Genomic DNA, 25,845 nt, shown 5'->3' on the forward strand with positions numbered 1-25,845 from the left:
GCCAACAGCTCGTTGCACTGGAACTGCCTCTTGCACGGGAGGTCGTGATCATGGCCCTCCCCGACGACGTCAAGGAGCTCGCGGCCGAGGTCCGCAACTGGGGCCGCTGGGGTGCCGACGACGAGATCGGGACGATCAACCTGATCACCGACGAGGTCGTGCGCGACGCGGCCGCGCTGGTCACGACCGGCAAGCGGTTCGCGCTCGGACTCCCGCTCGACCAGGCCGGTCCGCAGATCGGCGCGATCCCCGGCCGGACGAACCCGTTGCGGACGATGTTGATGATCAACACGCCGCTGACCGGCGACCCGTCGAACTTCTGCACCAGCGACGACACCGTGACCATGGGCATCCAGGCGTGCACGCACTGGGACGGCCTCGGCCACGTCAGCTACGACGGCAACCTCTACAACGGTGTCCCCGCGAGCGTCATCAACGAGTTCGGTGCGAACCGGCTCGGGATCCACAACATCACCTCGCTGGTGTCGCGAGGCGTGCTCCTCGACGTCGCGCGCGCGAAGGGCGTCGACCGTCTCAAGGGCGGCTATCCGATCACCGGCGACGATCTCGACGCCGCGGCCGAGCTCGGGAAGGTCGACGTGCGACCCGGTGACATCGTGCTCGTCCGGACGGGTCAGATGCAGCTCTTCCATGCCGGCGACAAGATGGCGTACGGCACCCCGGCGGCGGGGCCGTCGCTGCAGAGCGTGCGGTGGTTCCGCGAGCACGACGTCGCGGCCGTCGCGACCGACAACATCACGTTCGAGGTGTTCCCGTGCGAACGTGACGACGCGCTGTTGCCCGTCCACCTCCTGCACCTCGTCGACATGGGCATGACCCAGGGCCAGAACTGGGACCTCGAGCAGCTCGCGGCCGACTGCGCGGACGACGGGCGGTACGCGTTCCTTCTGGATGCGTCACCGTTGCCGTTCACCAACGCGGTCGGGTCTCCGGTCCAGCCGGTTGCGATCAAGTAGCCCGGGCCACGAGCGGATGACGCGCAGCGACGACACGGCGATCCCCGACTACCCGGGGAAGCTGCGGCTCGACGACAGGCGGTTCGTCGTGATCGGCGCGGGACAGGGGATCGGCCGCCAGGCGACGCACGCGCTCGCGTCGGTCGGCGCGCGCACGTTCTGCGTCGATCTCGACCACGACCTCGCGAACGACATCGCGCAGGAGGTCGACGGCGTCGCGTGGTCGGGTGACGCGACGAAGCGCGACGACGCGGAGTCGATGTTCGCGAGCGCGCAGGCCGCGTTCGGCGACATCGACGGCGTCGTCGACATCATCGGCATGGCGCAGTACGCGGACCTCGTCGACATCACCGACGAGCTGTGGAACTGGCACTTCGACATCGTCCTGCGGCACGCGTACCTCGCGATGCAGCTCGGTGGGCGCGCGATGACGCGGAGCGGGGGCGGAGCGATGGTGTTCGTCGCGTCGGTGTCGGGGATCACGTCCGCCCCGCGTCACGCCGCGTACGGCGCGGCGAAGGCGGGGTTGATTGCGCTCGTCCGCTCGGGTGCCGTCGAGCTCGGGCCCTCCAACATCCGGGTCAACGCGGTCGCGCCCGGCGTCGTGTGGACGCCGCGCGTCTCGGCCTACCTGGGTGACGAGGGGCGCGCCCGCAACACCGAGAACGCGCCGCTGCGTCGCGTCGCCCTGCCCGCCGACATCGCGTCGGCGATCCTGTTCCTCGCGTCGGACCTCGCGTCGTACGTCACCGGGCAGACGCTCGTCGTCGACGGCGGCGTCGGCGCCAAGTTCCCGTACCCGATGGGAGAGCTGTGATCGATCACGTGGGGATCCAGTGCGCGGACGTCGCCGGGAGCCGCTCGTTCTACGAAGCCCTGCTCGCACGGCTCGGGATGAAGGCGGCGTTCGAGCCGGCGCCGGATGTCGTCGGGTTCTTCGGCCCGCAGCCCGGGTCGTTCTGGCTCAGCCCGGCGGAGCGCGACGAGACGCGTGAGATCCATGTCGCGTTCCGGGCCCGGACGCGTGCCGAGGTGCGCGCGTTCCACGACGCCGCGGTCGCGCTCGGCGCCGAGATCCTGCACGCGCCGCGGGTGTTCCCCGAGTACCACCCGACCTACTACGGCGCGTTCGTGCGCGACCCCGACGGTCACAATGTCGAAGCCGTCTGCCACGAAGACACCGACGGGTGACGGCGTCCCGCAGGCGCGTTGGGGCGTTTTCGCGTCCATACGCCGAGAAAGTGACCCAACGCGGCGGGGGTACGGTGCGTCGTCGTGACACCCGTCCCCCTCCTCGTCTGGTCGGACTTCCTCTGACCGTGGTGCTACGTCGCGGCGGTCCGCCTCGAAGAGCTGCAGCAACGTCTCGGTGACGCGATCACGGTCGAGTGGCGGGCCTTCCTGCTGCGCCCGGAGCGCGAGCAGCGCCCGCTCGACCGGTTCCGCGCGTACACCGAGTCGTGGCGGCGGCCGGCGTCGGTCGAGCCGCGCTGCGAGTTCACGGTCTGGGCGACCGACGCCCCGCCGCCGTCGCACAGCGTCCCGCCCGCCGTCGCGGCGAAGGTCGCAGGGCTGTTCGGCGACGAGCCGGCCCGCCGCTACCACGAGGCGCTGCTCCACGCCTACTTCGCCGAGAACCGCACGGTGTCGGACCGTGCCGTGCTCGTCGACGTGGCTGCGTCCGTCGGGCTCGACCCCGACGCCTTCGACGCCGCCCTCACCCAGCACGGCGAGGAGCAGCAGCGCCGGGTCTTCGCCGAGTACCACGAGGCGATCGAGCTCGGGATCTACGCCGTCCCGGCCGTGGTCGTCGCCGGGCGCTTCCTCGTGAGCGGAGCGGTCGAGGTCGCCGACTACGAGCGGATGCTCGAGCGGGCCACCGAGCCGGGCGCCAGCATGTAAACGAGCTCCTTCGCCCTCAACAACCGGCCCGTCCGCCCGATGAGCCAGCATGGCGATCGAGGGCGCCGGCGCGCCCGAGGACGGCTCGGGACGGATCGCGGGCAGCGTCACCGCGGTGATCCTCCGCTGCGCGGCGCGGGTCGCGGGCGACGAGGCCGTCCCCCGCCTCATGGCGCTCGCCGGGGACGACCGTGACCCGGCCGAGCTGCGCGAGCAGTCGACGTGGAGCGACTACGCGACGGTCGTCGCGCTCTTCCGAGCCGGGATCGAGGTCACGGGCGACGCTCGCTTCGCGCGCGTCGTCGGCGAGGAGATGCTGCGGCAGTGGCAGGGCAGCGAGGTCGTCGCGCTCCTCCGGGCGCTCGGCTCGCCGGCCGAGGTGCTGCGCAACATCGCCGTCACCGCGTCGAAGATCTCCACCGCGACGCGCCTCGAACCCGTCGAGCTCGGCGACGACCACGCCGTGGTCGAGGCGTGGGCGGTCGCCGGGCTCGAGCGCGACGTCACGTTCTGCGAGTACACCGCCGGGACGCTCTCGCAGGTCCCCATCGTGTTCGGCATCGATCCGGCCGAGGTCGTCGAGACGCAGTGCCAACGCCGCGGCGCGCCTCGCTGCGTCTACGAGGTCCGCTGGGACCCGTCGACGTCGCCCGAGACGAACCCGCAGCGACGCATCGAGCACCTCGAGGCGCAGCTCGCGGTCCTCACCGAGCGGTTCGAGTCGATGCAGGAGGCGACGCGCGAGCTCGTCGCGACGGAAGGCGTCGAGACCGTCCTCGCCAAGATCGTCGAGCGTGCGGCGCAGGCCGTGCGCGCGACGCGACACCTGCTCGCCGTCTCGCTCGGTCCGAACGACCTGCGCGTCCACCACCACGGGTTCGCCAGCGACGACGAGGCGCGCCGCGTCGCGCGCGAGGTCCTCGCCCAGGAGCGCGACGAGGCCGACGGCTCGCGACTCGTCGTCGAGGTGAGCGCGGGCGACCGGGCGTTCGGACGTCTCGTCGCGTTGCATCCCGAGGGCGCGTCGTTCTTCCCCGCGGAGCGTCGTCTGCTCGAGGCGTTCGCCGCGACGGCCGCGGCGGCGATCAACATGGCCACGGCCCTCGAGACGGCACGGCGACGCAACGAGACCGCCCGAGCGCTGCTGCACCTCGCGTCCGCGCTCGCCGACGGCGGCAGCGTCGACGCGGTCGCGCAGCGACTCGCGGACGCGGTCCCCACGGTGATCGGCACTGACCACGCGGCCGTGTTGGTCTGGGATCCCGCGTCGCAGACGCTGTCGTACCGGGGCCTGTCCGGGTACACGGAGGACGTCGAACGCACGTTGCGGGCCGCGCGGCTGCAGCCCGACACGATTCCCGAGCTCGCGCGGATGCTGCGGACGCCGGCCCCGGCGGTGCTCGACCTCGGTACGTCGAGCAGCGTGGTGCGTGCGTTGCTCCGCGGTGTCGGCGTCGAGCGCGTGCGCGTCGTACCGCTCGTGGCCGGCGGCGAGTTCCACGGCGTCGTGACGACGCCGGTCCACGACGAGAGCGCGACGGATCCGACGCGCGACGACGACCTCGCCGAACGGCTCCAGGGCATGGCCGACCAGGGTGCGGTCGCGCTCCGCAGCGCGCGCCTCGTCGACGACATCCGGAACCAGGCGCTGCACGACGGTCTGACCGGCCTCGCGAACCGGCGGCTCCTGAACGACCGGTTGTCGCGCGCCGTCGCCCCGTCGAGCGACAGCGACCCGCGCTTCGCCCTCGTGTTCGTCGACCTCGACGGCTTCAAGCACGTGAACGACACGTGCGGTCACGCGACCGGTGACGAGCTCCTCACCTACGTCGCGCGGCGGCTCGCAGGGTCCGTGCGCGCGGGCGACACCGTCGCGCGCGTCGGTGGCGACGAGTTCGTGGTGCTGCTCGCGGGCGTGTCGGACCCCGACGACGCGCATCGCGCGGCGGACCATCTGCTCGACGTGCTGCGCGCGCCGTACCGCATCGGTGGCCGGTCGCTGCGGGTGTCCGCGAGCGTCGGGGTCGCCGTCGGTCACGCGGGTGACGATCCCGAGGCGCTCCTCACCTCCGCCGACGCCGCGATGTACCGCGCGAAGCAGACCGGGCGCGACCGCGTCGAGCTCGCCGCCTGACTGCGATCCGCGGCTCCGCGTAGGGTGACGGGCCCTGCCGCGCACGTGTCGGCGCGCCTGGGGTCGAGAGGAGCAGCGTGGGGCGCTACGAGGGGCGGGTCGCGATCGTGACCGGTGCGAGCTCGGGCATCGGCCGGGCCACGGCTCTCCGTCTCGCGTCCGAAGGTGCATCCGTCGCGTGCCTCGACGTCGCGGTCGACGCCAACGAGGCGACCGTCGCGGACATCGGCGGCGCCGGGGCCGGCAAGGCGGTCGCGCTCACGTGCGACGTCAGCGACGAGCGCACCGTCACGAGCGCCGTCGACGCCGCGGTCGCGGCGTTCGGCCCGCCGCACCTGCTGTGCAACGTCGCGGGCATCGGCTCGTTCCGCCACACCCACGAGCTGACGCTGGAGGACTGGAACCGCATCATCGCCGTCAACCTCACGGGCACGTTCCTCGTGTCGCGTGCGTGCATCCCGATGCTGCTCGAGACGGGCGGCAGCATCGTGAACGTGGCCTCGGTCGCCGGACTCAAGGCGCAGCCGTACAGCGCGGCGTACTCGGCATCGAAGGGCGGTGTCGCGCTCTTCACACGATCCGTCGCGATGGAGTACGCGGAGACGACCCTGCGCGTGAACGCGATCGCGCCCGGCAGCATCGACACCGCGATCACCGAGCAGTTCACGTTCCCCGACGGCGCGTCTGCGACGTTGCTCGGGCGGATCATGCCGTACCGGGCGTTCGGCCGGCCCGAGGACTGCGCGGCCGTCATCGCCTTCCTCGGATCCGACGAGGCGCGCTACGTCAACGGCGCCGTCATCCCAGTCGACGCGGCATCGAGCGCGTGAAGCGAGCACAGGAGAACCGCCATGGGCGTCAAGCAGCGTGACGTGATCAAGATGACCTCGGAGGAGGTCGACGAGTTCCTACAAGGGCGTCACACGATGTCGATCGCCACCATGAACCACGACGGGACGATCCACCTGGTCGCCATGTGGTACGGCTTCCTCGAGGGAGCCATCGCGATCGAGACGAAGGCCAAGAGCCAGAAGGTCCAGAACCTCCGGCGCGACCCTCGCATGACGGTGCTCGTGGAGGACGGCGAGACCTACGAGGAGCTCCGCGGCGTCGAGCTCGTCGGCACGGGCGAGATCGTCGACGATCCCGACCGGATGTTCGAGCTCGGCATCAGCGTGTTCGAGCGGTACCAAGGTGGGAAGTACACCGAGGAGATGCGGCCGTTCGTCGAGGCGATGTTGAACAAGCGGGTCGTGGTGAAGCTCGCGGTCGAGCGCGTCGTCTCGTGGGACCACCGCAAGCTCGGGATGCCGTCCACGCGGCCCAAGGAACCGAGCGCGTGAAGCAGGCGACGCGGCGGACGCTCGTCTACGGCACGCTCGCACTGCCTGCCGCGCTGGTCGGCGCGGCGGGCTTCCTGTACGCCGAGGCGATGTACGCGGTGCATCGGGGCCTGCCCACGGTGACCGGGCACGACCCGTCCGGTGAGGTCGGCGACCCGGCGCACCCGGAGGTCACGCTGCTGCTGCTGGGCGACAGCACGCTCACGGGGTCGGGACTGGAGTCGGTCGACGACATCTGGGTGCGTCAGATGGCGGCGCGTCTGTCCGGCGAGTTCCGGATACGGATCGTGAGCGTCGCGACCGGTGGCGCGCGCACGGCGGAGGTGCGCCGCGACCAGCTACCCCGGGCGTTGCGCACACGTGCGGACCTCGCGATCGTCTCCACCGGCGCGAACGACGTCATGCACGTCACCCCGTTGCGCGAGATCGAGCGAGACCTGACGGCGATCGTCGCGGAGCTGCACGCGGTCGCGCCCGAGGTGTTGCTCACGGGCGTCGGGGATCTCGGCAACGTGCCGCGCGTGCCGTTCCCGCTCACGCTCGTCGCGTCCGCACGCTCGCGCTCCGTCGATCGCATCCACCGACGGGTCGCCGAACGGTTCGACTACGCGGACAAGGTGCCCGTCGGGGCGATGACCGCCCGGTTCAGCCGCGACCGTTCGCTGTTCGGGCCCGACTGGTTCCACCCGAGCCGCGCGGGCCACGCGATCTGGGCCGACGCGGCGACTCCGGTCGTCCGGAGCGCGCTCGAGCGCGTCGTGCGGCAACGCCGTGCCCACGCCTGACGACTCGTTCGCGCGCGAGGTGCGCGCCGCGCTCGACCAGCGCCTGGAACGACGCGCTCCCGGCGAGCGCGTCGTCGTCCTCGGCGCGGGAAGCGACGATCTCGAGGCCGGGCGCGCGTACCTGCGCGCGCTCGCCGACGGCGGCTGGGCGGTACCGACGTGGCCCGTCGAGTACGGCGGGATGGGCCTCGACGCGCAGCACGCGGCGGTCGTGAACCGGGAGCTGGCCGCGTTCCGCGTCCCCGACCTGTACCCGTTCATGGTCGGGCTCGCCCTCGTCGGCCCCACCCTCGTCGCGCACGCGACGCGCGACCAGTGCGAGCGTTGGCTCCCGGCCGTGCGCACCGGTGACGAGATCTGGTGCCAGCTGTTCTCCGAGCCGGGCGCGGGTTCCGATCTCGCGGGCCTGGCGACTCGCGCCGTCCGCGACGGCGACGTGTGGCGCGTCACCGGTCAGAAGGTCTGGTCGAGTCGGGCGCAGTACTCGCAGTGGGGCTTGCTGCTCGCCCGTACCGATCCGGACGCCGAGAAGCACGCGGGCATCACCGCGTTCGGGCTGCCGATGGACCAGCGCGGCGTCGACGTCCGCCCGCTCCGCCAGATGAACGGCGACACCCACTTCAACGAGGTGTTCCTCGACGACGCGCTGGTCGACGACGATGACCGCATCGGCGGCGTGGGCGAGGGATGGGCCGTCGCGCTCACCTGTCTCGCGCACGAGCGGGGCGGACTCGCGGGCGGCGGTGGTGCGGGGCTCTCGTTCACCCGCCTCGTCGACCTCGCGCGCGCCTGTCGCGCGACGCGCGACCCGCTCGTGCGCGACGCACTCGCGCGCGTGTACGTCGCCTCGGAGGTCGCGCGCCTGAGCGGGCAACGCGCACGGGACCTCGCACGCGCGGGCCGTCCGGGTCCCGAGGGGTCGGGCATGAAGCTTCGCCTGACGCACCTGTTCCGGGACTACACGAACGTCGCGATGCGCGTCCTCGGTCCGGCCGCGACCGCGGTGGACGACGAGTGGCGCACGCTCTTCCTCACGGCCCCGTCGATCTCGATCCGCGGCGGTACCGACGAGATCCAGCGCAACATCGTGGCCGAGCGGGTCCTCGGCCTCCCGCGCTGACCCCTGCCCCTCTCCGTTCTGTGAAGCGTCATCCACATCATGTGTGTCTGACGCTGCACAAAAGCACTCAGGATCGTTACGACAGCCGCTCGACGATCATGGCCATGCCCTGGCCGCCGCCGACGCACATCGTCTCGAGGCCGAACGTCTTGTCGGCGTCCTCGAGGCCGTTGAGCAGCGTGGTCATGATGCGCGCGCCCGTCATGCCGAACGGGTGGCCCAGCGCGATCGACCCGCCGTTGACGTTGAGCTTGTCCCACGGCACGCCGAGGTGCTTCGCCGAGGGAACGACCTGCGCGGCGAACGCCTCGTTGATCTCGACGAGGTCGATGTCGTCGATCGTCATGCCCGCACGCTTCAGGGCCTGGCGCGACGCCTCGATCGGTCCGAGCCCCATGATCTCCGGGTTCAGCGCCGTCACGCCGCTCGCCACAACGCGCGCGAGCGGCGTGATGCCGAGCTCGCGCGCCTTCGTGTCGCTCATGACGACGACAGCCGCCGCACCGTCGTTCAGCGGGCAGCTGTTGCCCGCGGTGACCTCACCGTCAGGCCGGAATGCGGGCTTCAGCGTCGCGAGCTTCTCGACCGTCGTACCGGGGCGCGGGCCGTCGTCCTTGCTCACGACCGTGCCGTCGGGCGTGGTGATCGGCGTGATCTCGCGGTCGAAGAAGCCGTTTTCCTGCGACGTGACCGCGCGCTGCTGCGACAGCGCCGCGAACTCGTCCATCTCCTCGCGCGAGACCTTCTCGAGCTCGCGCACGTTCTCGGCGGTCTGGCCCATCGCGATGTACACGTCGGGCAGACCCGCGGGCGGCGTCCAGTCGGGCTGGCCGCCTTCCGCGCGCGCCTTCGTGCGCGCGCCCGCGTCCGCGAACCTCTCGTTCTTCGGGCCGGTGTCCGCCGCGCCGTGGACGAACCGGCTCACGGTCTCGACACCACCGGCGACGAACACGTCGCCCTCACCGGCCTTGATGGCGTGCGTGGCCATGCGGATCGTCTGCAGCGACGAGGAGCAGTAGCGGTTGACGGTCGTGCCGGGCACCTCGTGCAGACCGGCGAGCAGCGACGCGACGCGGGCGATGTTCGTGCCTGCCTCGCCGGCCGGTTGCCCGCACCCCCACAGGACGTCCTCGACGAGGCTGCGGTCGAGCTCGGGGATCTTGTCGAGCAGCGACGAGATGATGAACGCCGACATGTCGTCGGGCCGGACGTCGACGAGCGAGCCCTTGTTGGCCCGGCCGATCGGGGTGCGGGCGGTGGCGACGATGACGGCTTCGGGCATGGCCTGCTCCTCGAGGACGAAACGCGGGCTTCGTATCTTCGCTCTCGGCGCCTGCGGCGCCAGGCCGCTCGGCCCCGCTTCCGCTCGCCGAGTGGCTCGCTCGCTTCTGTCTAGCCGGTCGCCCCTCGGGGCGGCATCCTGACGGTCGCGTCAGCCGGACTGCCCGCCCGGCACCGTCACAGTCTCGGTGTCGCGGCCGGACCGCAGCAACGTGCCCGGCGTCGCGCCGGTGACCTCGCCGCCGCGCACGATCTCGACGCCGTTCACGAGCACGTGCTCGATCCCCTCGGCCTCCGCGTACAGCCGCCCGGCGCCGCCGGGCAGGTCGTCGCGCGTGTAGACGCGTCCAGGCGCGATGCGATCGGCGTCGAACACGACGAGATCGGCGTGCCAGCCCTCCTGGATGCGGCCGCGCTCGCGGATGCCGTAGAGCCGGGCCTGGACGTCGGTGAGCAGGTGGACGGCCTCTGCCATCGGCATGAGATCGTGCTCGCGCACGGCGCGCAGCATCGACGTCGTGTACGTGAACGTCGACAGCATGTCGAGGTGCGCCCCGGCATCGGACGCGCCGACCACGGCGCGCGGGTCCCGCCACACCTCGGCACGCATCCGCCAGCTCGCGTCGTCGCCACCGGCCATCGGCGGCGCGATCACTGTCCGCAGGTCGTCCGCGATCACGACGTCGAGCAGCGCGTCGAACGGGTCGACGCCGCGCTCGGCGGCCACCTTGCCCACCGTCGAACCCGCGAGCCCCGCGTTCTCGGGCGCGAACGTGTCGACGATCCGCATGTTCTCCCACTTGAACATCGTGCGGAACACGCCGGCATCGGGTGACGCCGCCGACTCCTTCAACCGCGCGCGCACCTCGGGATCGGACAGCGCCTTGAGCTTCTCGTCGTGCGGGAGCGCCATCGTCTCGCCCCAGCCGGGCAGCGCGTCGAGCAGGAACGCGGTCTTGAAGTTCAGGTGGACGAGCGTCACGTCGGGGACCGTGAGCGCGAGGACACGTCCGCCCCGCTCGGCGGCGTAGTCACCGGCGGCGAGCGACTCCTCGTGCGCCTGCGGTCGCGCCGAGTTCACGGCCAGCACGTTCCAGTTGAGCGGACGGTTCGCGGCCAGCGACATCGTGGTCATCAGCTCGAGGTGCTCGGGCAGGAAGCCACCCACCGCGGGGATGAACTCGAGCGTCGTGCCGTCGTGACGCCGCACGACCCCGCACAACGCGAGCAGCTCGTCACGCGTCGCGAACCGCGACGGCACCGGCCTGCCGTCGCCCCCGTTGTGCGTCGCCGCCTGCGACGACGAGAACCCGAGACCGCCCGCCGCGAGCGACTCGTCGAGCAGCCGCGCCATCTCGTCGACCTGCGCGGGCTTCGCCTCCTCGCCGACGGCCGCGTCGCGCATCACCGCGCGGCGGATCGCCGAGTGGCCGACGAGGAACCCCGCGTTGACGGCGACGTTGCCGTCGAGCCGGTCGAGGTAGTCGCCGAAGCTGCGCCAGTCCCAGGGGACGCCCGCCTCGAGCGACTCGAGCGGCATGCCCTCGACCCGGGCGAGCATGCGCCGCATGTAGTCGGCCTCGCTGGGTACGAGCGGGGCGATCGTGAAGCCGCAGTTCCCGCCGACGATCGTCGTCACCCCGTGCAGCGGTGACGGCGTCGCGGCCGGGTCCCAGAACAGCTGCGCGTCGTAGTGCGTGTGGATGTCGACGAAACCCGGCGCGACCGCGAGACCGTCGGCGTCGATGCGCGCCGCGGCGTCCTCGTCGATCGTGCCGGGCGCGGCGATCGCGACGACGCGGCCGTCGCGGATGGCGACGTCGGCGCGACGGCCGGGCCGCCCGCTCCCGTCGAGGACCTCACCGCCGGTGACGAGACAGTCGAGCATCGGGCACCCCCGCGAAGACGACCGACGAGCATGACGTCGGCGTCACAGTAGCGCCGCGCGCACTCGCGGTCGCCTGCGTCCGCGTGTGAATCTGACTGCCCGTCAGTCCGCCCGTACACTGCGCCGCCGTGGACCTCCGGTACACCGCGGCGGAGCAGCAGTTCGCGGCGGAGCTGCGCGCGTGGCTGCGCGAGGTGCTGCCAACGCTGACGCCCAAGCCCGATCCGGACGACTGGCCCGCGCGCCGCGAGTACGACACCGCGTGGCAGCGCATGCTGTTCGACGCCGGGTACGCGGGCATCAACTGGCCGACCGAGTACGGCGGCCGGGGCGCGTCGCCGTCCGAGCACCTCATCTTCCTCGAGGAGACCGAACGGCTGAACGCGCCGTACGTCGGCGTGAACTTCGTGGGGCTGCTCCACGCGGGTCCGACGCTCATCGCGGAGGCCAGCGACGAGCAGCGCGCCGCGCACCTGCCCGCGATCCTGAGGGGCGACGAGGTGTGGTGCCAGGGCTTCTCGGAGCCGGGCGCGGGGTCGGACCTCGCGTCGTTGCGGACGCGTGCGGTGCTCGACGGCGACCACTACGTCGTCACGGGCCAGAAGATCTGGACGTCGCACGCCGAGGTCGCCGACTACTGCGAGCTGCTCGTCCGTACCGATCCGGACGCGCCCAAGCACCGCGGCATCACGTGGCTCATCATGCCGATGGACCTCCCCGGCATCGAGGTCCGTCCGCTGCGGACGATCCACGGCAGCACCGAGTTCGCGGAGCTGTTCCTCGACGAGGTGCGCATCCCGGTCGCGAACCGTGTCGGCGCGGAGAACGACGGATGGCGCGTCGCCATGGTGACGTTCAGCTTCGAGCGTGGCACCGCGTTCGTGAGCGAGATGCTGCAGTCGATGGAGCTCGTCCGCTCGCTCGCCGCGGTGTCGCGCGAGCTCGGGCGTGAGGATGTCGACGTTCGCCGTGAGCTCGGTCACCTCGCCGCCGAGCTCGACGCGCTCTGGGCGCTGACGAAGCGCAACGTCTCGCAGGCGGCGCGCACCGGCGTGCCGGGCGTCGGCGGCTCGGTGTTCAAGCTGCATTATTCGGAGGTGCGCCAGCGTCTCGGCGAGCTGTCGATGCACGTGCTCGATCGCGCGGGGCTGTCGATCGCCGACGTCGACGGCATCCCGAACGGCGAGCACGTCTACGGGCAGATCCACGCGCTCTCGCTCACGATCGCGGCTGGCACGTCGCAGATCCAGCGCAACATCGTCGGCGAGCGCGTTCTCGGCCTCCCCAAGGAACGATGACCGCACGAAGTCGCCCGCGCACTGTGCGGTGCCCGGAGCCGAGCGGAGCGAGCGCACGGTACTCGCCAGCGAGCGAACGGCCGCGGCCCGGGGCCCAACGCGGATGCGGCGCACGGAGACGAGCGGAGCGAGCGGAGTGCGCTCGCCAGCGAACGAGCGCCCGCGGGCCGGGTATCCCGGCCCGCAGCGAGTGAGCGAGACGACATGGACTTCGAGCTGAGTGAGGACGAGGTCGCGCTGCAGGACGGCGTGCGCAAGCTGTGCGAGGGGCGCTTCACGATGGAGCGCGTGCGTGCGACCGAGTCGACGGGCGGCGTCGACCGTGAGGGTTGGCGCGACCTCGCCGACGCGGGCGTGTTCGCGCTGCGCGTCCCCGAGGGAGACGGTGGCGTCGGCCTCGGGATGAAGGAGGCCGTCCTCGTCTTCGAGGAGCTCGGCCGCGCGCTCGTTCCTGGTCCGCTCGTGGGCTCGCATCTCGCGGCCGCGACAGTCGACGGCGCGGCGGACGGCTCGACGATCGTCGGCGCGGTCGAAGCGGGCGACGAGCCGCTCCTGGTCGAGAACCGTGACGCGCTCGACGTCCTGCTCCTCGTACGCGACGACGGCGCGTTCGCGCTCGACCCCGGTGCGCTCGACGTCGAGCCGGTCGCCCGGCCGCTCGACCCGCTCACCCCGCTACATCGTGTGACGGGCGACGTGGCGCAGGGTGAGCAGGTCGCGGGTCCCGACGTCGTCGCGCGCTGGCGATTGGAAGGCGCCGCGCTCGTGGCCGCGCTGCAGCTCGGCATCGCCGAGGCGACCACCGACCTCGCGGTCGCGTACGCGAAGGAGCGTCAGCAGTTCGACAAGCCGATCGGATCGTTCCAGGCCGTGAAGCACATGTGTGCGGACATGCTCGTGCGCACCGAGGTCGCGCGTGCCGCCGTGTACGCGGCCGGTGTGACGCTCGACGATCCCGACGTCGGCGATCCCGAGCGCGCCGTGCACGCCGCGAAGGTCAACGCGGGCGAAGCCGCCGTCCGCAACGGCAAAGCGTGCATCCAGGTGCACGGCGGGATGGGCTTCACGTGGGAGGTCGACGCGCACCTGTACCTGAAGCGCGCGTGGTTGCTCGACACCGTCCTCGGGTCGGTCGCCGAGCACGCCGAGGCGATCGCGACCGCGCTGTAGGTTTGGGTCGGATGCACCTCGAGCTCGATGCCGACCAGCTCGCCCTGCAACGGGAGCTGCGCGACTACTTCGCGCGACTCATGACGCCCGAGCGTCGCGCCGCGCTCGGGTCCGGCAACGAGGCGTTCGGGCCCGCGTACCGCGACGTCGTCCGGCAGATGGGAACCGACGGCTGGCTCGGCGTCGGCTGGCCGAAGGAGTACGGGGGCCAGGGTCGCTCACCGCTCGAGCAGTACGTCTTCTTCGACGAGGCGCAGCGCGCCGGCGTGCCGGTCCCACTCGTCACGCTCAACACGGTCGGTCCGACGCTCATGCGCTTCGGCAGCGACGAGCAGAAGGCGTTCTTCCTCCCGCGCATCCTCGCCGGCGAGCTCCACTTCGCGATCGGCTACACCGAGCCCGGGTCCGGCACGGATCTCGCGTCGTTGCGCACACGCGCGGTGCGCGACGGCGACGAGTACGTCGTCAACGGCAACAAGGTGTTCACGACCGGCGCGCACGACGCCGACTGGATCTGGCTCGCGTGCCGCACCGACCCGGACGCGCCGAAGCACAAGGGCATCTCGATCCTGCTCGTCCAGACGTCGCTGCCGGGGTTCAAGCACTCGCCCATCTGGCTCCTCGGCGGCGGGCACACGAACGCGACGTTCTACGAGGACGTGCGCGTGCCCGCGTCGTGCCTCGTCGGCAAGGAGAACGAGGGCTGGAAGATGATCACGACGCAGCTCAACCACGAGCGCGTCGCGCTCGCGCCCGCCGGCCAGAGCGACCGCCACCTGCAGGAGGTGCGCCGCTGGGCCCAGGAGACGCGCCGCACCGACGGCACGCGCGTCATCGACCAGGAGTGGGTGCGGCTCAACCTCGCGCGCGTGCGCGCCAAGGTCGAGGTGCTGAAGCTCTCGAACTGGCGCGTCGCGACCGGGCTCGCCGAGGGGAACCTCAAGCCCGCGGACGCGTCGGCGATGAAGGTGTTCGGCACCGAGTTCCGTCTCGAGGCGTGCCGCCTGCTGATGGAGGTGCTCGGTTCGGCGGGCTCCCTGAAGGCCGGCTCGCCGGGTGCGGTCCTGCGCGGCGAGCTCGAGCACGCGTACCGCGCCGCACCGGTCGGCACGTTCGGCGGCGGTGTGAACGAGGTGCAGCGCGAGATCATCGGCATGGCCGGGCTCGGCCTGCCGCGCGCGCCGCGTTAGAGCACGAGCCGCGCCGCGCTAGAGGACGAGCTCCGCCATAACCCGGAGGGTCTCGATCGGCGCACCGACGAGCATCGTCGTGACGCGCGACTCCTTCCACGCGTCGAGCTCGTCGCGGATCTTCTCCTTCGGACCGATGAGGCAGATCTCCTCGACCATCTTCGTCGGCACCGCGGCGATCGCGTCGTCCTTCTGACCGTCGAGGAACAGCTGCTGGATCTTGCTGGCCTCCGCCTCGTAGCCGAGCCGGCAGAAGACGTCGTAGTGGAAGTTCATGCCCCGAGCACCCATGCCGCCGACGTACAACGCGATCATCGGGCGGAGCGCGTCGGCCGCACGCTCGACGTCGTCGTCGATGTTCACCGTGACTGTCGGCAGGATCTCGAACTCGTCCGGCGTGCGGCGCGCACCGGGACGGGCGAAGCCCTCGTCGAGCGCGTCCGTGTACATCCGCTCGTGCTTCGCCGAGTAGAAGATCGGGAACCAGCCGTCCGCGATCTCCGCGGCGAGCGCGACGTTCTTCGGGCCTTCCGCACCGAGGATGATCGGGATGTCCTCGCGCAACGGATGGGTCATCACGTTGAGCGGCTTGCCGAGGTCGAGCGAGCCCTCACCCCGGTACGGCATCGGGTACTGAGGTCCGTCGTTCGTCACCCGCTTGTCGCGCGCGAGCACCTTGCGGATGATTGAGACGTACTCACGCGTGCGCGCGAGCGGCTTCGCGAACGGGCGGCCGTACCACCCCTCGACGACCTGCGGGCCGGAGACGCCGAGACCGAGCACGAAGCGACCGCCCGACAGGTGGTCCATCGTGATCGCGGCCATGGCCATCGCGGTCGGCGTGCGCGCGGAGAGCTGTGCGAGGTCGGTACCCAGTCGCACCTTCGTGGTCTGGGAGCCCCACCACGCGAGCGGCGTCAACGCATCGGAGCCCCACGACTCCGCGGTCCAGACCGAGTCGAACCCGAGGCGCTCGACCTCCTTGATCGTCTCGAGCGCGCGCGGCGGTGGCTGCCGACCCCAGTACCCGACGTGGTAACCGAGCTTCATGTCTTCTCGCTCACTCCCGTTGATGGTCGCACTCACTGGGTGCTCGCCGCTCCGCGCTGCAGGCACGGGTCCTCGCCCCGGGTCGCCCGCGTCGTTCGTTCGCTGGCGAGCGCACTCCGCTCGCTTCGCTCGTCTCCGTGCGCCGCACCACGGAGGCGGCGGCGCTGCGTCACGCGAAGGGGGTTCGAGCATTTGATCACAGTGCGCGTGTCACTTGTGCAGCTGCGCGAGGACGACGCGCGCGATCGCTTGCTGGCCCGCGGCAGTCGGGTGGAACGGAGCCTGGCTCGCGGGGTTCAGCAGCAGCACCGACGCGCCGTACGCCCACGGGTCCGGCGTGCACCATTCGTGTCCGTCGAGCGCGTGCGACACGTCGGCGATCGTCACGTCCTGCTCGCTGCGCAGCGAGTCCTCGATCGTCGCGTTCAAGCGGTCGACCAGCGACCGCAGGTACGCGATCTCCGCGTGTGACAGGCCCGCGGCATCCGGGCACGCGAGCAGCGACACGTCCGCCGTGGGCTCCGGCAGCGGGTCGTAGTACGTCGTGAACACGATGCGCGGCGCGGAGCGGTGATCCGCGTGCGCGCGGTCGCGGATCGCGGCGGCGAGCTCGCGGTAGTGCGTCGCCAGAACCGGCAGTGCCGCGAGGACGCGTGATCGGATGGTCGGACCCGGGTTCGTCGCGGTGCACGTCCCGTTGCGAAGTACGGCGGCCTCGACGCACGACTCGACGACGGGGACGAACCCGAGGTCGTCGGCGCCGAGCGTCACGAGCACCACGTCGGGCGCGGCCCGGTCGTACGCGGGGTTCAGGTTCGTGCGCGTCTGCCAGTCACCGAACTGCGCGGGACGCAACACAGTGACGTCGTCGCGGTTCGCGTTCGTCGCGGGTCCCACGATCCCGTGCTCGTAGGACGACCCCGTGCACGCGAAGCTCGCGAGCGCAGCGTGCAGGTCCTGCGCGACGACGTCGCCGTACGCCTGCGCGGTCTGGTGACACAGCGGGTACGGCGGGAGCCAGCTCGGATCCACGACTCCGCCCGTCCACCGAGGCGGACGGTCGCCCGATGCGTACGTGTAGCCGTACGCGATCCCTTCGCCCGCCGCGACGGAGTCGCCGAGCACGACGATCGAGGTGCGCTTCGCCGGGCTCGACCGGTGCGTACCGCCGCCCGAGCCGCCGCATGCGGCCGCGACCACGCCGACGACCGCGGCGATCGCCGCGATCCGTCGCATGTCAGCCGATGCAGACGGGGTTCAGCGGGCTGCCGGTTCCGCCGGTGACGGGCAACGGGGCCGCGACGAACAGCGACTCGTAGCAGCGGTCGGCGGCCAGGTCGGAGAGCACGAGGTGCTCGATCAGCGGTAGGCCGAGCTTCACGAGGAGCTCGATGTGCACGCCGAGGAACCGGTCCTCGTCGAACGGGATCGCCTCGACCGCGCTGTTGTCGGAGCCGACCGCGGCGACGTCGAGCTGCGCGATCGTGCGGCACGCGTCGAGCCCGATGCCCGGCTGCATCATCAACGTGTCGTCGGTGCCGCCGGCCGCGGCGTTGGCGAGGAAGGCGTCGACCCAGCCGGTCCGGATGAGCAGGATGTCACCCGCGCGGATCTCGACGCCTTCGTGGCGCGCGCACGCGAGGAGGTCGTCACTCGTGAAGACGCGCGGCGCCTCGACGCGCTCGACGCCGAGGAACGCCGGCATGTCGAGCAGCACGGCGCGGCCGACGATCGGGCCCGTCTTGTCGATGCCGAGCTTCGTCGCGCCCGCCGCCGCGGTGACGGCCTCGGCCGGCACGCCGTTGTAGAGACGCCGCTCCGAGAACACGTGGCACAGCGCGTCCATGTGCGTCTCGTTGTGCGACGCGAGGACGATGACGTCCTCGTTCGCACCGACGTGGTCGGGTGCGCCGAACGCCTCGAACATGCCGACGTCGCTCTGGTGCGTGAGCGCGAGGCGCATCGGCGCGCCGCGGTAGTCGAGGATCGGGACGCCGCTGCGCTGGATCGGCAGCGCCAGGCTGTACGTCTTGCCGGTGCGGGGCAGCTTCGTCGCGGCGAGGACGACGTCGGGCGTGAGCAGGTTGAGCGTGCCCCGCTCGTCGTCGTCGCCCCACCGGCCCCAGTTCCCGACGCGCTGGTCCGTCGCGGTCATGACGTCCTCCCGGTCACCCACCCGCCCGTTCTGTGAATCGTGACGGCCACCTGGTTGCCGTTTCGCTTCACAAAACGAGGAGGGGAGAGGTTACGCCGTCGCCTTGAACGTCACCGGGAGGTGCTTGATCCCGTTGATGAAGTTCGAGCGCAGCCGCTGGGGCGGGCCCGCGAGCTCGATGTCGTCCATGCGATCGAGGATCGTCTCGAACATCACGCGGATCTCGAGCCGGGCCAGGTTGGCGCCGAGGCAGAAGTGTGGCCCGCCGCCGCCGAAGGCGACGTGCTCGTTCGGCGAGCGCGTGATGTCGAACGTGTACGGGTCGTCGAAGACCTTGTCGTCGCGGTTCGCCGAGATGTACCAGATGACGATCTTGTCGTTCTCCTTCACCGGGAAGTCGCCGATCGTCGTGTCGCGCGTCGCGGTCCGCCGGAAGTGCATGACCGGCGAGCCCCATCGCAGCATCTCGTCGACCGCGCCCGGCAGCAGCGAACGGTCCTCGCGCAGCTTCTTCATCTGGTCGGGGTGCTCGATGAGCGCGAGCATCCCGTGCGCGATGAGGTTGCGGGTCGTCTCGTTCCCCGCGACCGCGAGCAGCATGAAGAACATGTCGAGCTCGAGCTCGCTGAGACGGTCGCCGTTGACCTCGACCTCGGTGAGCAACGTGATGATGTCGTCGTGCGGGTTCGCGCGCTTCTCCTCGACGAGCCCGTGCGCGTACGTGAAGAGCTCCATCGCCGCGAGCTGCGGCGTCTCCTCCGAGAGCTGGTACTCCGGGTCCTCGGACCCCACCATGCGGTTGCTCCAGTCGAACATCTTGTGGCGGTCCTCCTGGGGCACGCCCATGATGTCGGCGATCACCTGGAGCGGCAGCTCCGCGGCGACGTCGGTGACGAAGTCGCATTCGCCCCTCTCCGCCACCGCGTCGACGAGGCGCGCGGTGCGCTCGCGCATCTGCTCCTCGAGCTTGTTCACCATGCGCGGCGTGAAGCCCTTGTTGACGAGCAGCCGGTAGCGCGTGTGCATCGGCGGGTCCATGTTCAGCATCATCATCCGCTGCTGCTCGAGGTCCTCGTCGGGCAGCTCGGTGATGAGCGCCGAGCGACGCGCGGAGGAGAACCGGTCGATGTCGCGGTTGACCTCGACGACGTCGGGATACGACGTCACCGCCCAGAAGCCGTGTCCGCCGGGCTCGTCCTGCTCGTGCCAGTAGATCGGCGCCTCACGACGCAGCGTGTCGAACATCTCGTAGGGCACGCGGTCGACGTAGCGGTCGCGGTCGATGAGGTTGATGTCGCTCAGCTGCATGTCGAGAGCTCCTGTGCTGGGGGGCGCTAGGAGAACGCGGGGATGACGTGCTTGCCCATCAGCTCGATGGACTGCATCACCTTCTCGTGCGGGATCTTGTACGGGTTGACGAGGCACAGCAGCAGGTCGCAACCGGCGGCCTCGTAGCGCTTCGCCGTCTCGATGCACTCGTCGGGGTCACCGACGACGGACGCGCCCGATTCGTGGATGTAGTCGAAGTTGAGATGGTCGAGCGCGCCGGCGCGGTGGTGCTCGAGCGGCGCAGCGGCGTAGCTGTACGTACCGAGGTCCTTGCCCTCGAGCCACTCCGCGACGGACCCGATGAGCCACGACCCGCGCCGGACGTACCAGACGAAGCTCTCCGCCGCGACCTCGTACGCCTCCTCCTTCGTCGGCGCGCAGTGCACCATCGTGAACGTCGCCGCCTGGTCGTTCACGAACTTGCCGACGGGCTGCTCGCACTCGGACAGGCCCTGCCGGTACAGCGCGATGCGCTCGGTCAGCTCCTCGGGCGGGACGCCCACGGTGAACGAGCACAGCCCGATCCCGTGACGACCGATCTCACGGTGACCGTCTGGACTGCTCGTCGCGCCCCAGATCGGCGGGTGCGGCTGCTGCAGCGGCTTGGGTTGCACGCGCCGCGGTCCGCCCATGCGCCAGTACTTCCCGTCGGCCTGGTACTCCTCCTCGGTCCACGCTGACACGATGTGGCGCAGCGCCTCACTCCACATCGCGCGCGTCGCGTGCGGATCGACGTCGAAGCCCTCGAGCTCGGCGCGCGTCGACGAGCGGCCGGTCCCGAACTCGACGCGGCCGTCGCTGATGAGGTCGAGCACCGCGACCGACTCCGCGGTGCGGATGGGGTGGTTGTACGGCTGCGGCAGGAGCCGCACGCCGTAGCCGATGCGGATGTTGCGCGTCTGCGCGGCGATCGCGCCGTACAGCACCTCGGGGTTCGAGCAGTGCGAGTACTCCTCGAGGAAGTGGTGCTCGACCGTCCAGAACGAGTGGAACCCGACCTTGTCGCCGAGGACGGCCTGCTCGATCGTGTTCTTGTACGCCCGGTGCTCGCTCTCGGGATCCCACGGCCGGGCCACGGGGATCTCGTAGAAGAGCGCGAACTTCATGCCCATCGCTTCAGGCCCATGGGGGAGCGCCTCCGGGGAAGGTTGACGCTAGAACGCGTTTCAATCAGCATACGCAGCCCGCCGCAGCGACCGCACGGCGGGCGGGGGAGACGCTGATGGGTCGGCTGGACGGGCAGGTCGTCGTGGTCACAGGGGCGGCGTCGGGGCTGGGCCTCGCGTGCGCGCAGCGCTTCGCCGCCGAGGGTGCACGCGTCGTCGGCTGCGACGTGCAGGACGCGCCGAGCGACTGGACCGGGACGTCGTTCTCCTCGGTTGACGTGACGGACGAAGCCGCGGTCGCGCGCCTCGTGACGTCGACGGTCGCAGAGCACGGGCGGCTCGACGCCGTCGCGAACGCGGCCGGTGTCGCGGGTGGCGGCCCGGCGCATCTCGTCGGCCTCGACGACTGGGAGCGCGTCCTGCGCGTCAACCTCACCGGCACGTTCCTCGTGTGCAAGCACGCGGTCGTCCCGATGATGGAGGCGGGATCGGGCAGCATCGTGAACTTCGCGAGCATCGAAGGTCTCGAAGGCACGGAGGGAGGCAGCGCGTACAACGCGTCGAAGGGCGCGGTCGTGATCCTCACGAAGAACCTCGCGATCGACTACGGCCGGCGCGGCGTGCGCGTGAACTGCATCTGCCCGGGCTTCATCGACACGCCGATGTTCCGGTCGGTGATGGACAGCCCGGGCATGGCGACGTACCGCGAGCGCTACCGCGAGGAGCACAAGCTCGGGCGGTTCGGCCGGCCCGAGGAGATCGCGGGCGCGGCGCTGTTCCTCGTCTCCGACGACGCGAGCTTCGTCACCGGCCACGCGCTCGTCGTCGACGGCGGCTTTACCGCGGGGATGCGTGCGGGCGTGCTGGAGGGCTTGGGGCTGTAGCGCCCGGTCGACCGCTCGCGCGCCCCGTCGGTAACGTGATCCACCCCACGGGTGCGCCGAGGAGGCCCGGATGTACATCGGCTACACCGACGAGCAGCGTGCGCTGCGCGACGAGCTGCGCGCGTACTACGCGAACCTCCTGACTCCCGAGGTGCAGGAGAAGCTGTCGCAGGGCGCGGGCGTCGGCGAGGAGTCGAAGCGCGTCGTGCGGCAGATGGGCGAGGACGGCTGGCTCGGAGTCGGCTGGCCGAAGGAGTACGGCGGCCGCGGGTTCTCCGCGATCGAGCAGTTCGTCTTCTTCGACGAGTCGATGCGCGCCGGCGCGCCCGTCCCGATGCTCACGATCAACACCGTCGGCCCGACGATCATGCAGTTCGGCACCGACGAGCAGAAGGACTTCTTCCTGCCGAAGATCGTGAAGGGACAGATCCACTTCTGCATCGGCTACTCCGAGCCGGGTGCGGGCACCGACCTCGCCGCCCTGAAGACCAAGGCCGTGCGCGACGGCGACGAGTACGTCATCAACGGGCAGAAGATCTTCACGAGCCTCGCGAGCGGCGCCGACTACGTGTGGCTCGCCGTGCGGACGAACCCCGAGGTGAAGAAGCACAAGGGCATCTCGCTGTTCGTCGTGCCGATGGACACGCCGGGCATCAAGGTCGTGCCGATGAAGCTGCTGTCGGACCACGACATCAACCAGGTGTTCTACGAGGACGTGCGCGTCCCCGCGAGCTGTCTCGTCGGTGGGGAGAACAACGGCTGGGGGCTCATCACGAGCCAGCTGAACCGCGAGCGCGTCACGTTGTGCTCGTCGGGGATGATCGAGCGTTGTCTCGACGACGTGCACGAATGGGCACAGGAGACGAAGCTCGCCGACGGCCGGCGCGTCATCGACGAGGAGTGGGTGCAGATCCACCTCGCACGCGTGAAGGCGAAGCTCGAGTTCTTGCGCCTCGCGAACTGGCGTGTCGCGTGGCAGGCGACACGCGGTGAGCTCGACGTCGCGGCCGCGTCGACGATCAAGGTGTTCGGCACGGAGTTCTACCTGGAGGCGTTCCGTCTCCTGATGGAGATCATCGGCCCGCGCTCGTACCTGATGGAGGGCGCGCCCGGCTCGACGTTGAAGAGCCGGCTCGAGCGCAATTACCGCAGCCTGATCATCCTGACGTTCGGCGGCGGTGTGAACGAGGTGCAGCGCGACCTCATCTCGGTGTTCGGCCTCGGCATGCCGATGGCCGCGCGTTAGACGGGAGTTGACATGGACTTCGGGTTCTCCGAAGAACAAGAGGCCGTTCGGGATCTCGCGAAGCAGATCCTCGAGGGTCAGGTCACGCACGAGCGCCTGAAGGAGCTCGAGGCGGGCGAGGAGCGCTTCGACCGGAAGCTCTGGCAGGAGCTCGCGAACGCGGGGCTGCTCGGCATCACGTTGCCCGAGTCGGTCGGCGGCGCGGACCAGGGATTCCTCGCCGTCGCGCTGCTGCTCGAGCAGGTCGGTCACACGGTCGCGATGGTCCCCGTCCTGCCGACGCTGGTCATGGGCGCGATGCCGATCGCCGAGTTCGGCACGGACGACCAGAAGCAGCGCTGGCTGCCGGGCGTCGCGTCGGGTGACGTCGTACTGACCGCCGCGCTGACGGAGTTCGGGACCGACCCGCTGCACCCAACCGTGACCGCGACGCGCGAGGGCGACGGGTGGCGTCTCGACGGCGTGAAGGAGGAGGTCCCGGCGGGACTCGTCGCGGACGCCGTGCTCGTCCCCGCGAAGACGGGCGAGGGTCGTGTGGGCGTCTTCGTCGTGGATCCCAAGGCGAAGGGGGTCACGCTCGAGCGCCAGGACACGACGAGCGGCATCCCCGAGGCGCGCATGGAGCTGTCGGGCGTCGTCGTCGGTGCCGACGACGTGCTCGGGTCGGCGGAGGACGGTGCGGGGGTCGTCGAGTGGATCGTCGAGCACACCACCGCCGCGTTGTGCGCGGTCGCGGTCGGCGTGTGCGACGCCGCGCTGCACATGACCGCCGAGTACACGAAGACGCGCGAGCAGTTCGAGCGCCCGATCGCGACGTTCCAGGCCGTCGGGCAGCGCGCCGCCGATGCGTACATCGACACCGAGGCCGTGCGCCTGACCGCGTGGCAGGCGGTCTGGCGACTCGACGCGGGGCTGCCGGCCGCCGCAGAGGTCGCGATCGCCAAGTTCTGGGCGTCGGAGGGCGGTCAGCGCGTCGTGCACGCCGCGCAGCACCTCCACGGCGGCATGGGTGTCGACCGCGACTACCCGCTGCACCGGTACTTCCTGTGGGCGAAGCAGATCGAGCTCACGCTGGGCAGCGAGACCCCGCAGCTGCGCGCGCTCGGAGCGATGCTCGCGGCGGAGCCCGCTTGACGCTCACGAAGCCTGTCGACATCGCGATCGAGCACGACGGCCTGCGCATCGCCGCGCTCGACTGGGGCGGCGACGGCGAGCCGCTGCTGCTGTTGCACCCGAACGGGTTCTGCGCGGGCCTGTTCGACCCGATCGCGCGCGAGCTGCGCGACACGTTCCGCCCGATCGGCGTGGACCTGCGTGCCCACGGAGGGACGGACGAGCCGCCCGACGTCGCCGGCTATGCGTACGAGCACATGGCGCGCGACGTCCTCGCGGTGCTCGACGCGCTCGGGGTGCACTCCGCCGTCGCGCTCGGCGAGTCGCTCGGCGGCGGCGTCGCCGTCGTCGTCGACCGCGTGCGGCCCGGCGTCCTGCGCCGGTTGATGCTCTGCGAGGCGATCGCGTTCGAGCAGGAGGCGCAGCGGAGGGCTGGCCGGACGGCCGGGAGCCCGGAGCGGAGCCGACCAAACAACATGGCGGAGATCGCGCGCAAGCGTCGCCCGGTGTGGCCCGATCGCGAGACGATGATCCGGTCGTACGGCAGCCGGCCGCCGCTGAACGAGCTCGCGCCGGAGGCCCTCGAGGCGTACGTCAGGTGGGGAACGGTCGAGCGCGACGACGGGGCGGTCGAGCTCGCGTGCCGTCCCGACGCGGAGGCGACGATCTTCGAGGTCACCGCACGCGAGGGCGGCGCGCCGGCCGCGTGGTCACACCTGGGGTCCCTGCACGCGGACGCGACCGTCCTCGCGGGAACGCGTTCCGACCTCCCGGTCGAGTGGTTCCGCGGCCAGGCCGAGCGTGCCCGCTGCCCGTTCGTGCAGGTCGACGGCGGTCACTTCTTCCTCCAGGAGGACACCGAACGCGCGGTCGCGCTCGTCCGGCAGCACGTCGGCGCTACGTGACGGCGCCGGATGCCTTGAGCGCGGACACGCGACTGTCGTCGTAGCCGAGCTCGTGCAGGACCTCGTCGGTGTGCTCCCCGAGCGCGGGTGGCATCGACCGCGGTGACCACGTGGTGTCGGCGAAGTCGACGGGCGTCGCGACCATCGTCGCGGTCGACCCGCCGTCGGGCACCTCCACGAACGCGCCGGCCGCGCGGACCTGCGGGTCGTCGACCACCTCTTCCAGCGTCTGCACCGGCGCCCACCACAGATCCTCGCGGTCGAACGCGACACCCCACTCGTCGCGGGTGCGCGTCGCGAAGATCTCGTCGAGCAGTCGGCACAGCTCGCCCGCGTTGCGACGGCGCGCCTTGGCGGTCGCGAACCGCTCGTCGTCGATCCACTCCGGGCGCTCGACGGCGCGGCACAGGTCGGGCCAGTGCCGCTCGCCCTCGAGACCGATGAGCCAGAACCACCGGCCGTCGCGGTCGCGGTAGCTGTTGATCACCGGGTTGCCCATCGTCTCGCGCGTCGCGACGCCGATCCCGACGCCGAACCGCAGCGCGGTGTTCACGTCGAACCCGATCGTGTACAGGCCTTGGCGCAGCAACGACGTCGACACGACCTGCCCGCGGCCGGTGCGTTCGCGCGCGACGAGTGCGGCGCAGACGCCGCTCGCCATCGTCATCGCGGCTGAGTGGTCGCCCATACCGCCCCGCTGGAACGGCGGCGTTCCGCCCGGCGACGTGAGCAGGTGCGCGATCCCGGAACGGGCCCAGAACGCGCCGATGTCGTATGTCGCGCGGTCCTTCTCGGGACCGTCGAGCCCGTAGCCGGTGATCGCCGCGTACACGAGTCGCGGCCAGCGCCCGGTGACCGTGTCCGGGTCGAGGCCGACGCGCGCGAGCCCCGCGAGCCGGACGTTCGTGAGGAACACGTCCGCGCGCGCAAGGAGGTCGTACGCGACGGCCCGTCCGTCGTCCGTCGCGA

Annotated in this window: 23 protein-coding genes and 1 pseudogene; 16 read left to right on the plus strand and 8 right to left on the minus strand. The window is 71.0% G+C overall.

From position 1 onward, the window contains the following. The first annotated feature begins 50 nt into the window (after positions 1-50). From VFC33_15245 to VFC33_15285, 9 genes and pseudogenes are all read left to right on the plus strand, one after another. Positions 51-977: a cyclase family protein gene (locus VFC33_15245; GenBank protein ID HZR14594.1), complete on the plus strand. Its 927-nt coding sequence runs from the start codon at positions 51-53 to the stop codon at positions 975-977. A gap of 16 nt (positions 978-993) precedes the next feature. Beyond that, positions 994-1,794 carry an SDR family oxidoreductase gene (locus VFC33_15250; GenBank protein ID HZR14595.1) on the plus strand — a complete coding sequence of 267 codons (801 nt, stop codon included), beginning with the start codon at positions 994-996 and terminating at the stop codon, positions 1,792-1,794. Continuing rightward, the gene (locus tag VFC33_15255) at positions 1,791-2,168 is read left to right on the plus strand and encodes a VOC family protein (GenBank protein ID HZR14596.1); all 378 of its coding nucleotides are present in this window, start codon (positions 1,791-1,793) and stop codon (positions 2,166-2,168) included. Before VFC33_15250 ends, VFC33_15255 begins: the two co-directional genes overlap by 4 nt. A gap of 138 nt (positions 2,169-2,306) precedes the next feature. Next, positions 2,307-2,879, plus strand: a pseudogene (locus VFC33_15260) (DsbA family protein). A gap of 49 nt (positions 2,880-2,928) precedes the next feature. Continuing rightward, complete coding sequence (locus VFC33_15265; GenBank protein HZR14597.1) at positions 2,929-5,013, plus strand: diguanylate cyclase; 2,085 nt, start codon at positions 2,929-2,931, stop codon at positions 5,011-5,013. Positions 5,014-5,090: 77 nt separating this feature from the next. Next, on the plus strand, positions 5,091-5,843 hold the full coding sequence (locus VFC33_15270; protein HZR14598.1) for an SDR family NAD(P)-dependent oxidoreductase: 753 nt from the start codon (positions 5,091-5,093) through the stop codon (positions 5,841-5,843). A 21-nt stretch (positions 5,844-5,864) separates the two neighbouring features. Continuing rightward, positions 5,865-6,356 (plus strand): PPOX class F420-dependent oxidoreductase, encoded by a 492-nt coding sequence (locus VFC33_15275; GenBank protein HZR14599.1) that lies wholly within the window; start codon positions 5,865-5,867, stop codon positions 6,354-6,356. Beyond that, positions 6,353-7,141 (plus strand): SGNH/GDSL hydrolase family protein, encoded by a 789-nt coding sequence (locus tag VFC33_15280; GenBank protein ID HZR14600.1) that lies wholly within the window; start codon positions 6,353-6,355, stop codon positions 7,139-7,141. Before VFC33_15275 ends, VFC33_15280 begins: the two co-directional genes overlap by 4 nt. After that, on the plus strand, positions 7,128-8,261 hold the full coding sequence (locus VFC33_15285) for an acyl-CoA dehydrogenase family protein (GenBank protein ID HZR14601.1): 1,134 nt from the start codon (positions 7,128-7,130) through the stop codon (positions 8,259-8,261). Before VFC33_15280 ends, VFC33_15285 begins: the two co-directional genes overlap by 14 nt. A 76-nt stretch (positions 8,262-8,337) precedes the next feature. On the opposite strand, the gene VFC33_15290 is transcribed toward VFC33_15285, so the two are convergent. Beyond that, positions 8,338-9,543, minus strand: a complete 1,206-nt coding sequence (locus tag VFC33_15290) for an acetyl-CoA C-acetyltransferase (GenBank protein HZR14602.1) — start codon at positions 9,541-9,543, stop codon at positions 8,338-8,340. A 150-nt stretch (positions 9,544-9,693) separates the two neighbouring features. Then, positions 9,694-11,430, minus strand: coding sequence for an amidohydrolase family protein (locus VFC33_15295; protein HZR14603.1), 1,737 nt, complete (start codon positions 11,428-11,430; stop codon positions 9,694-9,696). A 128-nt stretch (positions 11,431-11,558) separates the two neighbouring features. On the opposite strand from VFC33_15295, the gene VFC33_15300 reads away from it, so the two are divergent. The 3 genes from VFC33_15300 to VFC33_15310 all read left to right on the plus strand — a co-directional run bounded on the left by VFC33_15300 (position 11,559) and on the right by VFC33_15310 (position 15,088). Further along, positions 11,559-12,728: an acyl-CoA dehydrogenase family protein gene (locus VFC33_15300; protein ID HZR14604.1), complete on the plus strand. Its 1,170-nt coding sequence runs from the start codon at positions 11,559-11,561 to the stop codon at positions 12,726-12,728. A gap of 204 nt (positions 12,729-12,932) precedes the next feature. Next, the gene (locus VFC33_15305) at positions 12,933-13,898 is read left to right on the plus strand and encodes an acyl-CoA dehydrogenase family protein (GenBank protein ID HZR14605.1); all 966 of its coding nucleotides are present in this window, start codon (positions 12,933-12,935) and stop codon (positions 13,896-13,898) included. Positions 13,899-13,909: 11 nt separating this feature from the next. Further along, positions 13,910-15,088: an acyl-CoA dehydrogenase family protein gene (locus tag VFC33_15310; GenBank protein HZR14606.1), complete on the plus strand. Its 1,179-nt coding sequence runs from the start codon at positions 13,910-13,912 to the stop codon at positions 15,086-15,088. Between the two features lie 18 nt (positions 15,089-15,106). Here the strand turns inward: VFC33_15310 and VFC33_15315 are convergent, their stop codons facing one another. The 5 genes from VFC33_15315 to VFC33_15335 form a co-directional block, all read right to left on the minus strand. Further along, positions 15,107-16,138 carry an LLM class F420-dependent oxidoreductase gene (locus VFC33_15315; protein ID HZR14607.1) on the minus strand — a complete coding sequence of 344 codons (1,032 nt, stop codon included), beginning with the start codon at positions 16,136-16,138 and terminating at the stop codon, positions 15,107-15,109. Positions 16,139-16,348: 210 nt separating this feature from the next. After that, entirely contained in the window at positions 16,349-17,374 is a 1,026-nt protein-coding gene (locus VFC33_15320; protein ID HZR14608.1) for an SGNH/GDSL hydrolase family protein, read from the minus strand. Between the two features lies 1 nt (position 17,375). After that, positions 17,376-18,293 (minus strand): cyclase family protein, encoded by a 918-nt coding sequence (locus tag VFC33_15325; GenBank protein ID HZR14609.1) that lies wholly within the window; start codon positions 18,291-18,293, stop codon positions 17,376-17,378. 90 nt (positions 18,294-18,383) lie between these two features. Then, positions 18,384-19,601, minus strand: coding sequence for a cytochrome P450 (locus VFC33_15330; protein HZR14610.1), 1,218 nt, complete (start codon positions 19,599-19,601; stop codon positions 18,384-18,386). Positions 19,602-19,627: 26 nt separating this feature from the next. Then, positions 19,628-20,728 carry an LLM class flavin-dependent oxidoreductase gene (locus VFC33_15335; GenBank protein ID HZR14611.1) on the minus strand — a complete coding sequence of 367 codons (1,101 nt, stop codon included), beginning with the start codon at positions 20,726-20,728 and terminating at the stop codon, positions 19,628-19,630. A 116-nt stretch (positions 20,729-20,844) separates the two neighbouring features. Between VFC33_15335 and VFC33_15340 the strand changes: the two genes are divergently transcribed. The 4 genes from VFC33_15340 to VFC33_15355 all read left to right on the plus strand — a co-directional run bounded on the left by VFC33_15340 (position 20,845) and on the right by VFC33_15355 (position 24,876). After that, positions 20,845-21,612: an SDR family NAD(P)-dependent oxidoreductase gene (locus tag VFC33_15340; GenBank protein HZR14612.1), complete on the plus strand. Its 768-nt coding sequence runs from the start codon at positions 20,845-20,847 to the stop codon at positions 21,610-21,612. A 70-nt stretch (positions 21,613-21,682) separates the two neighbouring features. Continuing rightward, the gene (locus VFC33_15345; protein ID HZR14613.1) at positions 21,683-22,858 is read left to right on the plus strand and encodes an acyl-CoA dehydrogenase family protein; all 1,176 of its coding nucleotides are present in this window, start codon (positions 21,683-21,685) and stop codon (positions 22,856-22,858) included. A 12-nt stretch (positions 22,859-22,870) separates the two neighbouring features. Further along, entirely contained in the window at positions 22,871-23,992 is a 1,122-nt protein-coding gene (locus tag VFC33_15350) for an acyl-CoA dehydrogenase family protein (GenBank protein ID HZR14614.1), read from the plus strand. Beyond that, positions 23,989-24,876, plus strand: coding sequence for an alpha/beta hydrolase (locus VFC33_15355; GenBank protein ID HZR14615.1), 888 nt, complete (start codon positions 23,989-23,991; stop codon positions 24,874-24,876). The genes VFC33_15350 and VFC33_15355 overlap by 4 nt, the downstream gene beginning before the upstream one ends. On the opposite strand, the gene VFC33_15360 is transcribed toward VFC33_15355, so the two are convergent. Next, positions 24,869-25,845, minus strand: a 977-nt coding sequence (locus tag VFC33_15360) for a CoA transferase (GenBank protein ID HZR14616.1), incomplete at its 5' end; no start/stop codon positions are given. The two genes, VFC33_15355 and VFC33_15360, sit on opposite strands and share 8 nt — an antisense overlap.

The organism is Acidimicrobiia bacterium, assembly GCA_035651955.1.
Taxonomy (GTDB): domain Bacteria; phylum Actinomycetota; class Acidimicrobiia; order IMCC26256; family JAMXLJ01; genus JAMXLJ01.

Excerpts from the sequence above, each read along its gene's own strand:
- VFC33_15245 (HZR14594.1), top strand. The coding sequence starts at position 51 with ATGGCCCTCCCCGACGACGTCAAGGAGCTCGCGGCCGAGGTCCGCAAC.
- VFC33_15250 (HZR14595.1), top strand. The coding sequence starts at position 994 with ATGACGCGCAGCGACGACACGGCGATCCCCGACTACCCGGGGAAGCTG.
- VFC33_15265 (HZR14597.1), top strand. The coding sequence starts at position 2,929 with ATGGCGATCGAGGGCGCCGGCGCGCCCGAGGACGGCTCGGGACGGATC.
- VFC33_15275 (HZR14599.1), top strand. The coding sequence starts at position 5,865 with ATGGGCGTCAAGCAGCGTGACGTGATCAAGATGACCTCGGAGGAGGTC.
- VFC33_15290 (HZR14602.1), bottom strand. The coding sequence starts at position 9,543 with ATGCCCGAAGCCGTCATCGTCGCCACCGCCCGCACCCCGATCGGCCGG.
- VFC33_15295 (HZR14603.1), bottom strand. The coding sequence starts at position 11,430 with ATGCTCGACTGTCTCGTCACCGGCGGTGAGGTCCTCGACGGGAGCGGG.
- VFC33_15305 (HZR14605.1), top strand. The coding sequence starts at position 12,933 with ATGGACTTCGAGCTGAGTGAGGACGAGGTCGCGCTGCAGGACGGCGTG.
- VFC33_15310 (HZR14606.1), top strand. The coding sequence starts at position 13,910 with ATGCACCTCGAGCTCGATGCCGACCAGCTCGCCCTGCAACGGGAGCTG.
- VFC33_15315 (HZR14607.1), bottom strand. The coding sequence starts at position 16,138 with ATGAAGCTCGGTTACCACGTCGGGTACTGGGGTCGGCAGCCACCGCCG.
- VFC33_15320 (HZR14608.1), bottom strand. The coding sequence starts at position 17,374 with ATGCGACGGATCGCGGCGATCGCCGCGGTCGTCGGCGTGGTCGCGGCC.
- VFC33_15325 (HZR14609.1), bottom strand. The coding sequence starts at position 18,293 with ATGACCGCGACGGACCAGCGCGTCGGGAACTGGGGCCGGTGGGGCGAC.
- VFC33_15330 (HZR14610.1), bottom strand. The coding sequence starts at position 19,601 with ATGCAGCTGAGCGACATCAACCTCATCGACCGCGACCGCTACGTCGAC.
- VFC33_15335 (HZR14611.1), bottom strand. The coding sequence starts at position 20,728 with ATGAAGTTCGCGCTCTTCTACGAGATCCCCGTGGCCCGGCCGTGGGAT.
- VFC33_15340 (HZR14612.1), top strand. The coding sequence starts at position 20,845 with ATGGGTCGGCTGGACGGGCAGGTCGTCGTGGTCACAGGGGCGGCGTCG.
- VFC33_15345 (HZR14613.1), top strand. The coding sequence starts at position 21,683 with ATGTACATCGGCTACACCGACGAGCAGCGTGCGCTGCGCGACGAGCTG.
- VFC33_15350 (HZR14614.1), top strand. The coding sequence starts at position 22,871 with ATGGACTTCGGGTTCTCCGAAGAACAAGAGGCCGTTCGGGATCTCGCG.